Origin of the sequence: Fibrobacter sp. (genome assembly GCA_024398965.1) — a bacterium.
In the GTDB taxonomy this organism is placed as follows: domain Bacteria; phylum Fibrobacterota; class Fibrobacteria; order Fibrobacterales; family Fibrobacteraceae; genus Fibrobacter.
The window spans coordinates 1-13,123 of record JAKSIF010000056.1; the positions used below are offsets into that span (position 1 = coordinate 1).

Sequence of the window (13,123 nt, forward strand, 5' to 3'; positions counted from 1 at the left end):
CTGCTGGATTCACGAGGCCCCTGAGCTTAACGCTCGGGGGCCTCTCTTTTTTTTGCCCTGCGGCTGGCCGTCGGTCTGCCTCGTTGCGGGTGCGTCCCTTGCCGTAGCGTACTACGGCTGCGGCACCCGCGCCTCGCATCCCTAGGCCATCCTTCGGGCATGCAGTCCATTGCCGTCGCATGGCGGCGTTGTGCGCCGGCGTGTCGCCATATGTCTTGTTGCCGCCGTACTTGCGGTAAATTTTTTCCCGCGCAAAGGTCTTGAGTTATTCTCAACATTAATTCCTGTGCAACATCTTTTTTTATTCCGGCTTGGAATAAAGAAGATATTTTCATATTGGGATGTTTGCAGTAAAAGGAGTTGTGTTAATGCGACACAATGTTTGGGTTGTCATATATCTTTTGATTTTTGCGATTTTCGCCCAGGCGAAATTGATTATTCACGTTCAGTCTCCGTGGCGGAATGATCCTTCCAAGGATGGATATTTCTTGCATATGCTGGGTGGTGCCGGTGGTGGCTATAATCCCCAGTTTGGCGAAACTTCTGCAACGAGAATGACGGATGAAGGTGACGGCTGGTTCAGCTACACCTGGAACAAGAATGCATCGGATTTCCAGAGCTGGGAATCCTTCAATATCGGTATTTATCCCAACACCGCAGACCAGAATTTCAATAACAACAACGGTGCCTCCTGGAAAGTTGCCGGCGATATGAAGATTGCTGATGTGTTTGGCACAGATGTAGAAGTCTGGTTGTATACAAACACCACGGACATGACCTACGAGAAGTCCTTTGTAGCTCCCGGTTCCAAGATGGTATGGTTCAAGAGTCCCTGGGGGAACAAGGCTTTGCCCCAGATGATTTTTGGTAAGGACACAATCCTGATGCGGTTTGCGCAGGATGACGAATCCCGCTGTGGCTGGTTCTATGGCGCAGTCTCTCCGTCGGTGATCAAGGCGAACCCGCTGAAGACAGCACACTTTATCCGCAATAGAACTCCCTATATGTCTGTACCTGAGGAAGGTACTGTTGACTTGTCTCTTGTTCTTGATTTACAGGATTCCGTATTCGTGAACGGGACCGAGGATAGTCCCGCTGTGGATGCGGAGATGGGCTCTCTTGGAGCTTGCTTTGATTCTACCCGAGTGCTTCATATCTATCATCCTTGGCGTACCAACTCGACATTCAGGGACAGCGCTATCTATATCAGCGTTGGCAACAACATCCTGAACAATCCTGTTGCAACATCCAACGAAGACGAACCTCGTTTCTGGTACCACTATGAGTTTGAGCCCAATGTTGTTGGCTCTTCAAACTGGGCTTCCAATTCTGCGGTTTTCAATATTTACCGTCAGCAAAATAGCTGGCCTCCCGTGACTTTCTTTAATGACGCCTCCAGGCCGGTGGCTTCTCAACTGTTCCCCACTGGTGTTTACGAGACCTGGCTTTATACCAAGACTTCCGGCGGTTACGAGTTCCTGTTCAGCCCGCTGGAATCCAAGGTTGTCCGTTTGCTCAGCCCTTGGGACAACATGACTCCCATGCTTATTTTAGCTGACGATTCCATCCCCATGAGTTCCATTCCCCGTAACATGCTGATGGAAAATCAGAGCGATACTTGCGGATGGTACCAGGCTACTGTATACAAGCATGTGGAAGAATGGTCCGTTCAATTCAAGCAGACTATCGGTTTTGAATATTACAGCCTTGAAGGCCTCATGGGTGAGGATGGCAGCTTTGGTACGCCAATTTCCCTTGATTCCATGATGGCCCTGCATGACACGGCCTGGGTGTATCCTTATCCTCTTTCTTCTAGCTCCCCCAAGTTCAAGGAAGTGTATCCGGAGCGTCTCGGTATTTGCCCTGCCATGAAGATTTCTGCCATGGTGGTGGACTGGGCCGGTGAAAGTTATGACCCGAGCCAGGATCCGGATTTTGGTGACATCTACGGAGGCAACGATTACACCACGGTGACCTACATGGATTCTACCGGCAAGCTTGCTACCAATAAGGTTTGTGGGGGCTTGGTCAAGGGAATGGTGCAGGATACGCTTGTGAACGGTTTGCCAGCCCGTGTGGATTCCCTTCTGTATCCTTGGGGAAAATGCTCCGCCGCTCGCGAGATTGAAAACTGGTTTGTTCCCCAGGTTGTGGCGACGGACAGGACCGGCAAGGAGTATACCAACGCCGTATGCCGTGATATCGACCTGAAGATGGATGATGAAGGTTTCTGGCTTGCCGATATTACCAACAAGAACGGTTGCGATGCTGAAACGGATTTCGGTTTCTTCCCCATTGACGACCTGGAGTATCTTGATTCTGCAAAGACGGTTCGCAATCCCAAGTTTGACTGGGATGTCCGTTCCAATTGCAAGCACAACTTCAGCTTTGCCATGAAGATTTCTGCCCAGTTCAAGTATATCAAGGGTCAGTACTTCGAGTTCCGTGGTGACGACGATGTGTGGGTGTTCATCAATAACCGACTGGTTGTGGATATCGGTGGATGCCACAACCCAGAAGAAGGTGCTGTGAATCTTGACACCATCGGGCAGAATGATCCTCGCCTGAAATTGGAGGAAGGCAAGGAGTATCCTTTCCATATCTTCTTCTCGGAACGTAACGCAACTGGATCTAACTTCAAGATGCGTACATCCATCAATCTGCAGACCCAGAAGTCCTTCTATACGGAGGAGGAAAAACTGCCTGATGGTTCTGTCATGTACAGCATGAAGCAGCTGCTTATTGATGAATCGTTGAGCTGCGATGTTTCCAGTGTGACAAAGATTGATACTGCCGACGCCCAGTCCATCTTTGTGCTGGTGGGCGGCAAGCTGCCGGCAGATGGACAGATCCTGGAACCGGGATTGAACTATGGCGGCATCTACATTAATGAGGATATGACCGGCTTTACGGTTGATACCAGCGGCTTCGTGAATTCGAGAATGCTGGAGCCCGGAACCTATGCCTTGATTTGCTACCTGGCATCTGACCAGAGCCAGTACGATGTTATCACCTTTACGGTGCCTGAATACCCGCTGCCGGATATCGCCTTTGTGGATGTGTTTAACCCTGGCGAGACTTTTACGGCTCTTGATCCTGCGGGCCTAAGTTTGCGCGGTCAGCCCTTGGGTGTGGACCCGAAGAGCGATACATTGCTTGCCCATGTGACCTATCCTGATACGGTCCCTCTGAAGATCGCCCTGATGTTTGGACCGACCACTCCCTGCGGCGATATGGAAGTGAAGCAGAACTGTGTCGTGACGGTGGATATTAAGACTTCGTTCCCGCTGGTGTTCCTTGATAAGGATGGTCAGCGTGTTACGAGCCTGACTACCGATGAGATGGGCTATGCCTCGTTCAACGTGGTTGGCGATTCCGCCATGGTGGACGCCTTCTTTACAATCTCCGGGCAGGGTATCGGTAACGAACTGATTTGGAAGGATATTCATTTCAAGGAGCCGCCTGTTCCCTTTGCCTCCCGTGGGCAGATGTATGATAGAGATGGTGACGGCGTGCCTGACAGCCTGTTTGTGCCGTTCAGCAAGCCCTTTGACGAAGTTGTGCCCGATACCTTGAACTGGATATTTGGCGGAACAGCCTCTCGAAGCATTATCGGGATGGAGAATGTGTGGCCCCTGGTTTACATGGATTCGAACATCGTGGTGGAGGACATTGCTGGATTGCGTTCTGGTGTATTTACCGGATTGAGCGATGGTATTTATAATGGTTCTCTGAATTACCACTACACGTACATGGACGAAGATACTGGAGACTCCGTGAAGCTGATGATGAACACTTCCATCGAGGATAAGGTGGCACCCATTGCCATCAGCGCCATCGTGGAATCTGTCAATGAAGACATCAGTTCCGTGACGATTACCTTGAGCGAAGGTTCCTTGGAACGAAATCTTGATGGTGGATCCGCATTTGAAATCTTCAGGAACTCCCAGAACTTTATGGACTCGCTGATTGTATCCAGCACCAGTCTTAACAAGAACGGCAATGTCATCAAGGTGTTCTTCAAGCGCTCTGCAACAGGTTCGCTCCCTGCGGTAGGCGATTCCCTTAGACTTGCTCCCGGTGAAATCAAGGACCTTAATGGAAATGCCGCACACATTGCAAATCCGAAGGTTTGCATCACCGGCGAAATCCGTGTGGAAATCAAAACTCCGGGTGTTGTAACCCTGGGCCCGGAAGCGGACCCCTGGCCCTATGAATCACCTATTGTTCCTCTCGTTGTTTCTCCGGAAAAATCCATTCAGGATATCATTGAAGAAGTTGGCAAACCCGGCTTGTTGCTGCCTGTGGATTTGAGCCGCGTAGCAGGATCCATGATTGCTGACTTGCCTAGCGATGCCGACGTGGATTCCGCCATGTCCCAGGTAAAGATCAGGTGGGAGTCTTATTACTACTCACATCTCGGCAGTTACGTCAATGACGCCCGCGGCGTTGTTGCCTGTAACGACAAGACGATTTTCTATAATGCCAGCGACCCCGAAAAATCGAACTGCATCGACAATCCGGGAAATATCTTCTTTGAATGGAATGGTCGCAGTGACAACGGTCGCCTTGTGGGAACCGGCGCTTACATCGCCAAGATGAAGGTGAAGGTTTTAATCGGCAAGGAAAAGGTGGGCAGTTCCGAAGACACCTACACGCTGGGTATCAAGCGCGGGAAGTAAGTCGAGGAGTCGGTCTACCGTGAGCCGGAACGGCAGTTATTAAACTGCCGCGTAGGCGAGAGGCGACGAGGGTTGGTAAGTACTAATCCGCTGTCGAGGAGCCGGTCTATATAGGGTATTTGTCCTTGGCTGCATCAAGTTCGGCGCTCTTCACTTCGTACTGAGTGTAGAGATCGTCGATTTTTTTCTTGACGTCGTCCATGTCCTTGGCGATGGCAGTGATGGCTGCACCGTCTCCGCTTTCGGAGGCTGCCACCAGCTTTGCTTCCAGTTCGCCGGAAAGTTCCTCGGCCTTGGCGATATCATCCTCGATTTTGGCGATGGCCTTTTCCAGGGGCTTGATGGCCTTGGAGCGTTCGGCGATATAGTCGGCGCGGGCCTTGCGGTCCATCTTTGCGGAAGGTGCGGAACTTTGTGCGGGTGCGGCGTCCTTGGTCACGTCGATGTTGGAAAGCTTGGCGTTTTCGCTGTCCATTCCGCCGGGTTTCTTTTCGGCGGCCCAGCCAACCTTTTCCAAGAAGTCGGCGTAGGAGCCTTCGAAGATGCGGCACTTGCCTCCATCGAAAACAACCAGACGGTTTGCGAAGGCGTGGAGCAGTTCTTCGTCATGGGTCACCACCATGGCGGTACCTTCGTAGTCCTCGAGAGCGTCGATAAGACTTTCGATAGATTCCATGTCCAAGTGGTTGGTGGGTTCATCCAGCAGCAGCATGTTGCACTGGCTTGCAAGAATCTTGCCTAGCAGTACGCGGCTACGTTCACCACCGGAAAGGACCTTGATCTTTTTCAAGGCGTTGTCGCCGCTGAACATCATGAGGCCTGCAAGGCCACGGGCGCGGCTCTTCTGGGAGACTTCCGCGATGGCGCTGGCGATTTCCTCTTCCACGTTGTTGTCGAGGTTCAGGCGGTTGATGTTTGTCTGGCCGAAGTAGTTGATTTGCAGATTCGGGTTGTGACAGATTTCGCCTGTGGTGGGCTGAAGTTCCTTTGCGATCAGGTTCAGCAATGTGGTTTTGCCGCGGCCGTTGGGGCCGATGATTGCAATGCGGTCGCCCTTGAAAACTTCAAATTCCAGGTCGCTGAAAAGTTCCGGACCGTCGCCGTACTTGAAAGCGAGATTATGAACTTGGAGCATGCGTTTGCCAGGGAACGGAGCTTCGGTAAAGCTGAATTCCAGGTTGCGTTCGTGGGTGAGGCGTTCGCCGGTAGCAAGCTTTGCGGCGGCCTTGATCTTGGACTGCACCATGGCAGCCTTGGCGGCCTTGTAGCGGAAGCGTTCGATGAGCTGGTCCAGCTGAGCCTTTTTCTTGGCCTCGTTTTCCTGGGTGCGCATTGCCACTTCTTCTTCTTCGGCGATGGTTTCGCGGAGCTTTTCTACAGTGCCCTTCACCTTGCGAATCTTGTGGCGGTGAATGCCCACGGTGTGGGTGCAGACTTCGTCCATGAAATGATGGTCATGGGTGATGAGCAGAACTTCGCCCTTCCAGTTTCTTAGGAAACGGCTGAGCCAACGCATGGAAACGATGTCCAGGTAGTTGGTAGGTTCGTCCAGCAGAAGCATGTCTGGTTCAGAAGCCAGCACCTTTGCCAGGTTCAGGCGAATTTGGAAACCGCCGGAAAGAAGCATGGGATCCTTGCTCATGGATTCTTCATCGAAACCAAGACCGAAAAGGATTGCCTCCACTTTGTGCTCTTCCAGCCAGCCGTCTTCATTGGGCTTCAGCACGCTGCAGGCTTCTTCGTGCACCGTCTTGTGGGTAAAGCTGATGTGCTGCTGCAGATAGCCGATGGTATACTTCTTCGGGATATCGATGGTACCGCCGTCCAGGCATTCCTGGCCGAGGATCATCTTGAACAAAGTAGACTTGCCGCAGCCATTGCGGCCAACAAGACCAACGCGTTCGTGGTCGCCAACGAGAAAGCTTGCCTGGTCCAGAAGGACCTGCATGCCGAAAGACTTGGATACGTTCTGAATCTGAATCACGGCGACAAATTTAGCAAAAGGTGAGTGTCGCGACAGACAAACTTGCTTGTCTGGGATGACCGAGCCGAGCTTACAGTCCGTTCACTCTGTAGAACTGGACGTCTTCAAGAACCTGGTCCACCCAGCTCTTGGCAAGAGGCATGTTGCGCCAGTTTTCGGGCTTGTCGCCAATGCCGAAGTCGGGATAGAATGTTGCGATGGCGTTCTCGCGGCTGATACCCACCTGCAGCATCTTGCTTAGGCGCGTGGCTCCCAGAAATACCTGCTCCAGGCCTTCGCCTTCTTCTAACAGCAGGAGCCCTCGTGAATCCCGTGGGCCCTTGAAGTCAAAATCGAAGTTGGATACATGTCGTATCAGGCTCATGAGTAGGGCGGGATCGATCTTGTTCATCTTGGCGGCTTCCATTACGGGAAGCGCAAACAGCTGGTCGGTATCCCAAGGCTTGCCGCTGTATGTCACCTGCAGCGTATGGGTGCTTCCGTCGCTTGTAATCAGGATGTCGTAACGGTTGCCCAGTTTTTTCTTCAGGAGTTTTGTCAGCAGGATGCCGCGGTTCTTGAACTGCTTGTAGCCGCGCATTTCCAGGTTTAGGGTGTCGTCAAGCCGTGTCAGCACCATGGTGGTTGGCTTCGTCACGATTTCCTCGTAGCTGTTCACCACCAGCGGGAGGACGTAGACCAGTTCCGACTTGGTGTTTCCAATACTGCAGGAGGAGTCCACCATGAACTTTCCTATGGAATCCAGTTTCAGGATGGCTCCGCGGTTGTATTCCGCAAAGATGGCCCGGGCGTTGGTAACGCTCACCTCGGTTTTTGGATGCAGTACGTAGGCTAGGACGATGGCTGCAACCACGGCGGTAACGCCAATGGCCCAGCGGCGAAGCAATCTTGCCCGCCACAGCACCTTGATCCAGCCTTTTACCTTGGGACTTTTCACCAGGTAAAGAGCCAGCAGTGCCAAAATCACTGCCCACAAAATAACGAAAATCACGTTCACAATATAGAGAAAAAAAGAAATTCTATCTTTGGAGTATGCTAGATCCTTTAAAGAATGTGATGGTCATTGGTGACCGAATTTTGATTAAGCCCCTCGAGGCCTCCAACAAGACCGGTAGCGGTCTCTATCTTCCGCCCAGCGTCAAGGAGCACGACGCTGTGCATACGGGCCTTGTGGTGAAGGTGGGCCCTGGTTACCCCATTCCCGCCCAGAAGGATCCCGACGCCGTTTTCAGGGGCGAATCCAGCGACGCCGTGAACTACGTTCCCCTCCAGGTTAAGGAAGGCGACGAGGCTCTCTATCTTCACGCCAACGGAACCGAGCTTGAAGTGAACGGCGAACGTTACCTGATCATTTCCCAGAATGCGGTGCTTCTGGTGATGCGCCCGGAAATGCCCGACGATGTATCGGGACTGATGTCCAGCACCGATTTGTAATCGCAGAAAAGGTCATAAAAAAACGGAGCTCCTGGGGAGTTCCGTTTTAATTTTTGTCGGCAAGATTCCGGGGACTAGATCTTTGCCTGAGTCAGGAGGTCGAGGGCTTCCTTCAGCTTCTTTGCGTCGGTATTGGTGCTGTCGAAAAGTTCTCGGACGTCGTTCTGGATCTTGTCGAAGAAGGCATGGTTGCAGAACATGTCGTCGCGGAATGTCTTGTTCTTTGTGTAGATGTCGCGCAGGTTTGTAAGGTACTTGGTCAGTACTTCCATCTGGCTCTGCGCTTCCTTCTTGAGTTCCTGCAGTTTTTCTTTTTTCTGTGCGGCCACGTCGGGGTCGTTCTCGCGGAGGATTGTGCTGGGAAGGGTAGCGAAGTCTTCGAACTTGCCCGATTCCTTGGCACGGATCATGGAGCTGCGGAGACCGATTCCCTTTACCGCGCTGTCGATGGAGATGGTGCAGCTGGAGGTTCCGTGGAAGTTGCAGCGGACATGGGTTTCCACCTGACGGATTTCGTTGAAGGGGTTGAAGTCTTCGTCGGTTTCCATGTAGCGCAGCGGCACGTAAAGCGGGGCGGGTTCGCCGGCAATGGTGATGCGGTACAAGAGGCAAGGTTCGTTGTTGAACACCTTGGTGTCGTACAGGTTGTTGCTGCTGTTGATCAGGGTGCGAATCTTCTTGTAGGTTTCGTGAACGTCGAACTCCTTTTCGTGATTGGTGTTGGAGTTCTTGATAATCATCGATTTCACCACTTCGGGGAATTCGCTGGTGATGACCGCATTTGCGGTAGCCTTGCCCCAGATGGGGGTTGCCATGAAGAAGGTATCCGTGAAGTGGGTCTCGGTGCGGCCGTTAAAGTAGGCGATTGCCTTAATCATGTTGGCGAGGCGCATCCACCTGCGGATCGAAATGTAGATGTTGTTCTTGTCGATGATATCCGCGATGTTGGCGATGACTTCCAGGGTGTCCTTGGACAAGGTGACGGACTTGATTTCGGAGTTCCAGAACTGGACTTCTTCCTTGGTGACGGTCAACTCTTCGGGAATAAGCATGTCGGTCATGGCGGACTGGTTCTGCAGAATCTCGCAGAGCGCAGACGGCGACAGGCTTTCGGGAATGGCCAGGATCAGGGTGATGTTGTCGGAAATGTCAGCCTTGTGGAGGATTGTCTCGGGGCGCTGATCATGGGTGATGATCAGGGGAGAGTTTCCCTTTTCGCGGAGTGCGCGCTTCAGGTTTTCCCTGACGTTTTCGTCGGTAGGATCGACGTCCTTGAAGATGAGAACATCGAAGGCCTCCAGCTTGTTGGGAAAGTTTTCCTGACGGCTGTTGACCTTGAGTACCTTGGCGTTGGAGAACGCGGCGGCGATTCGGTTGACAAGAACGGACCTGCCCGAACCGGAACGGCCGAAGACATAGAATGCTTCGCCTGTGATGGCTGCAAGGAAACCGATCTGAATCAGGAATTCTCTTTCGGGAATGCCCTTGTTCAAAGCCTGCAGCAAATCATAAATACGATTGTTCATTTATTTCCCATCCTAGTTTGCGGGCTGTTCCTTCTAACGCCAGTCCGTTACGACGATAATATAAAAACTGCAAAGTTTTTATAGAACGGATTTCAACAAAAGCGCTTGTTTTTCGGGGACCATTTTAACCTGTTGGCGAGTGACGAAAATTCGTTTGTCCATAAGGATGTCTGGAGCGAGGCGGGCCGCGTCCTTCTGGGTGATGACGAAGTTTGCCTGGGGGTGGCGGGTCATTGCCTGGGCCAGCTGCTTTGCAAAATCCCTGTCGTGGTCCGGGCGAAGGATCGTTTCCTGGAACGTAAGGCCAAGGGCTGTGACGCTCTGGACGACACGCTCCGGGTGGGCAAGCCCACAGAGGAGGACAAAGGGGATGTGGTGGGGATAGGCGCCGCCGTCGAGGTTCGCCATAGTCGGGCTGTCTGCAACTTGTTTTGTGGCGGACTGCGTTTCCGAGGTTTGTTTCGTTGCGGGTTCGCCCAGATAGTTCGTGATGGAATCGATGGGGAAGGAAATGTCGGCTGCGGGGCCGAGACAGTTCAGTCGGATTGTCTTTGCGGGATCGGTACGGTGATTCTGTTCCAGGCTGCGGGCGTCTCCGGCGGGAATGAGGTCGCGGATGTGTCGGGGCGCGGGGCCCCACTCAAGCAGGATGGTCAGGTCTGGACGCAGGCGGCTGTCCTCGAATCCGTCGTCGCAGATGATAACATCGGGCGGTTCCCCGCGGTTTATATCGTCTGGCGCTCCGCGGTTCGTATCGTCGGGCATGCTTCTGCGAAATTCGTCGCACTCTCTGCGGTTCATATCGCCGGGCATGCCGCGGTCATCAAGTTCGCGGGCTGTCCGGTAGCGGTTCCGTGTGGAGAGTACCTGCACGCTACCGCCGGATGTTTCCTTTCCATCGCGAACTTTTTTCGTCTGGCAGTTGCCGGACGTATTCATCCCGCTGTCGGCATCTTTCGTCGGGCGGTTACCTCCGTCACTGTCTTTCGTCAAACCGCCGGATGCAGCCAACTCCTGCCGTAACATCTGGACTTCGTCGTAGGCGTACTCATGGCAGAGTACCGCGACCCGCTTCCCGCTAGATGCAAGTTCCCGCGCAAGCCAGAGGGCCAGAGGCGTCTTGCCGGCGCCACCGCCGCGGTAGCTTCCGATTACAATCAGCTTGGAATTCTTCAGCGGGCGCCCCGGCCTGAGGAACAGAGCATGATGTAACGAATAAGCCGCCCGGTAGCAGGCCGCAAGGATTTTTCTAAATGAAAAATGGAATTTGATCATTTTAGTGAACAGTGAGTAGTGAATAGTTAAGGACAGTCTTCACTGTTCACTATTCACTAATCTTTACAGGCAGTTGCGCTTCTGCTGCAGGAACAGGTCCGCAAGTACCAGGGCTGCCATGCTTTCCACGATCACGGGAGCGCGGACTGCAACGCAGGGGTCGTGTCTGCCGCGGGCTGCAAGCGTCCCGTTCTCGCCGCCGCGACCTGCGGTCTTCTGCTCCTGGCTGATGGTTGCCGTAGGCTTGAAGGCCACCTTGCAGTAGATGGGTTCGCCATTGCTGATGCCACCCAGGGAGCCACCGGCGTTGTTGGTCTTGGTGTGGTAACTGTTGCCGTCAAAGAAAAGTTCGTCGTTGTGTTCGCTGCCATGCATGCGGGCTGCGGCGAAACCGCTACCGATTTCAAAACCTTTACTTGCGGGAATGGATAGCATTGCCTGTGCAAGGAGCGCATCCAGGCGGTCAAACACCGGTTCGCCCAGGGCGATGGGCGGGTTCTTCACCAGAAGGCATACGGTACCGCCAACGCTGTCCATGTTCTCGCGGGCGTCCAGTACAACCTGCTCCATCTTGGCGCTGGCCTCGGGGTCGGGGCAGCGGACGGGGGAGGCTTCGATCTGGTCCAGGGTAAGTTCGTCCAGGTTCAGGGGGCCGCAGTCCACGTTGCCGATGGAGTTGACCCATGCCATGATCTCGGTACCTGCCACCTGCTTCAAAAGCTTCTTGGCCACGGCACCTGCGGCAACGCGGCCGATGGTCTCGCGGGCGGAACTGCGTCCACCGCCGCGGTAGTCTCTAAAACCGTACTTCAGGTCGTAGCACAGGTCGGCGTGACCCGGGCGGTACCACTTCTGGATTTCGGAATAGTCGTGGCTCCTCTGGTCTTCGTTGAAGACGGCAAAGGAAATGGGGGTGCCTGTGGTTTTCCCTTCGAAAACGCCAGAAAGGATCTTGACCTGGTCCTTTTCGTCGCGAGGAGTGGTCATTTTGTTCTGACCGGGGCGACGGCGGTTCAATTCTGCCTGGATATCGGCTTCTTCGAGGGGGAGACCTGCGGGGCAACCGTCCAGGACGGAACCCACACCGGCACCATGGGATTCACCCCATGTTGTAACAGCGAAAATCTTTCCAAAAGTGCTAGACATGCTCAAAATATAGCTAAAAGTGATTTTTTCTAAGAAAATATGTGACAAGGACTTACAAAGTTTGCTTAAGTTTACTATCTTTTACATTGGTTTCTAGGAGATACTGTGAAAAAACTTGGCTTTATCGTTATTCTCTTGACGTTGCTTCTTGCGTTTGAAGCAGCTGCACAGAGCTATAACAGTTTTGCCGGGATCCAGTTCGGTTCTTCCCGCGAAAGCGTTCTCGAAGATGCAATGAAGATGGGCTACGAAGTCTATAGCCCCCGCGGAGCTAGCGATCGTCTGGCCATTCCCGTGTTCCTGTTCGGCGATCTTCCCGTTCAGGTCGACTTCCTTTTCAATAAGAACGACAAGTTCTATTCCTTCGAAATCCGTACCGGCCGTGTAGAACGTGCCCGTCTCGACAAGGCTTTCGAAGCAGTTGGCTATATGTCTGAGCAGTTCACCCTTAAGTACGGCAAGCCCTCCGGTAGCCCCGCCCTTAACGAGAACTCCAGCCTTAAAGAAAGCATCATGAACATCTACCAGCAGTGGTACTCCGTCAAGGTTCTTGACGCCTACACTGGCCTGGTCCAGAAGGATGGCCGCTACTTCGCGGTTGGTGCTGTTACCCACCGTACCCTGGCTAAGGAAAAGTCTAGCGGCAAGTCCGCCGGCAAGGAAAAGGCCAGCAGCGCTCCGGTGTTCTAAGCCTCCAGATATAATAAGCGAAAGGCCTGCTACCGCAGGTCTTTTTTTATGTAGAAAGAGCTTTTACAGAAAAGCGCCCTTATAAAGAAAACCACCGGCTTTCGTCGGTGGATTCCCTTTTTAAGTTCCGAGGTTTAGCCCTTCAGCTTGTCTAGGGCCTCGTTGGGGCCGATGACGAACAGCACGTCGTTTTCTTTGAAGGGGTAGTCGGCGATGTTACCGATCATGGGGGTGGGTTTCAGCGGGTCGCGGATGGCGATCACCTGGATGCCGTACTTGTGGGTCAGGTTCAGGTCCTTAAGGGTCTTGTCCCAGAAGGATTCCGGGCAGGCCAGTTCCACGATGGAGAAGCCTTCCATGAAGGGCAGGTAGTCCAGCATGTTGGG

9 protein-coding genes are annotated in these 13,123 nt (G+C 53.2%); 3 read left to right on the plus strand and 6 right to left on the minus strand.

The window, feature by feature from the left end; genetic code table 11:
- Nucleotides 1-368: 368 nt before the first annotated feature.
- A complete protein-coding gene (locus tag MJZ26_13135; GenBank protein ID MCQ2106721.1) occupies nucleotides 369-4,682 on the plus strand; it encodes a fibro-slime domain-containing protein in 4,314 nt (1,437 codons plus the stop codon).
- 106 nt (nucleotides 4,683-4,788) lie between these two features.
- Here the strand turns inward: MJZ26_13135 and MJZ26_13140 are convergent, their stop codons facing one another.
- Together MJZ26_13140 and MJZ26_13145 are read right to left on the minus strand one after the other, a co-directional pair.
- Nucleotides 4,789-6,666: an ABC-F family ATP-binding cassette domain-containing protein gene (locus MJZ26_13140; GenBank protein ID MCQ2106722.1), complete on the minus strand. Its 1,878-nt coding sequence runs from the start codon at nucleotides 6,664-6,666 to the stop codon at nucleotides 4,789-4,791.
- A gap of 70 nt (nucleotides 6,667-6,736) precedes the next feature.
- A complete protein-coding gene (locus tag MJZ26_13145) occupies nucleotides 6,737-7,633 on the minus strand; it encodes a hypothetical protein (GenBank protein ID MCQ2106723.1) in 897 nt (298 codons plus the stop codon).
- A gap of 65 nt (nucleotides 7,634-7,698) precedes the next feature.
- Between MJZ26_13145 and MJZ26_13150 the strand changes: the two genes are divergently transcribed.
- A complete protein-coding gene (locus tag MJZ26_13150; protein ID MCQ2106724.1) occupies nucleotides 7,699-8,100 on the plus strand; it encodes a co-chaperone GroES family protein in 402 nt (133 codons plus the stop codon).
- A 74-nt stretch (nucleotides 8,101-8,174) separates the two neighbouring features.
- Here MJZ26_13150 and MJZ26_13155 read toward each other — a convergent pair whose 3' ends face one another.
- The 3 genes from MJZ26_13155 to aroC all read right to left on the minus strand — a co-directional run bounded on the left by MJZ26_13155 (nucleotide 8,175) and on the right by aroC (nucleotide 12,047).
- Nucleotides 8,175-9,626, minus strand: a complete 1,452-nt coding sequence (locus MJZ26_13155) for a hypothetical protein (protein MCQ2106725.1) — start codon at nucleotides 9,624-9,626, stop codon at nucleotides 8,175-8,177.
- Between the two features lie 78 nt (nucleotides 9,627-9,704).
- Nucleotides 9,705-10,901: a tetraacyldisaccharide 4'-kinase gene (locus MJZ26_13160; protein MCQ2106726.1), complete on the minus strand. Its 1,197-nt coding sequence runs from the start codon at nucleotides 10,899-10,901 to the stop codon at nucleotides 9,705-9,707.
- 63 nt (nucleotides 10,902-10,964) lie between these two features.
- Nucleotides 10,965-12,047 (minus strand): chorismate synthase, encoded by a 1,083-nt coding sequence (gene aroC / locus MJZ26_13165; protein ID MCQ2106727.1) that lies wholly within the window; start codon nucleotides 12,045-12,047, stop codon nucleotides 10,965-10,967.
- 105 nt (nucleotides 12,048-12,152) lie between these two features.
- Here aroC and MJZ26_13170 point away from each other — a divergent pair, with 105 nt between their 5' ends.
- Nucleotides 12,153-12,737: a hypothetical protein gene (locus MJZ26_13170; GenBank protein ID MCQ2106728.1), complete on the plus strand. Its 585-nt coding sequence runs from the start codon at nucleotides 12,153-12,155 to the stop codon at nucleotides 12,735-12,737.
- A 134-nt stretch (nucleotides 12,738-12,871) separates the two neighbouring features.
- Here the strand turns inward: MJZ26_13170 and MJZ26_13175 are convergent.
- Nucleotides 12,872-13,123 (minus strand): TrkA family potassium uptake protein (locus tag MJZ26_13175; protein MCQ2106729.1); only part of this gene is annotated, 252 nt, incomplete at its 5' end.

Excerpts from the sequence above, each read along its gene's own strand:
- MJZ26_13135 (MCQ2106721.1), top strand. The coding sequence starts at position 369 with ATGCGACACAATGTTTGGGTTGTCATATATCTTTTGATTTTTGCGATT.
- MJZ26_13150 (MCQ2106724.1), top strand. The coding sequence starts at position 7,699 with ATGCTAGATCCTTTAAAGAATGTGATGGTCATTGGTGACCGAATTTTG.
- MJZ26_13155 (MCQ2106725.1), bottom strand. The coding sequence starts at position 9,626 with ATGAACAATCGTATTTATGATTTGCTGCAGGCTTTGAACAAGGGCATT.
- MJZ26_13160 (MCQ2106726.1), bottom strand. The coding sequence starts at position 10,901 with ATGATCAAATTCCATTTTTCATTTAGAAAAATCCTTGCGGCCTGCTAC.
- aroC (MCQ2106727.1), bottom strand. The coding sequence starts at position 12,047 with ATGTCTAGCACTTTTGGAAAGATTTTCGCTGTTACAACATGGGGTGAA.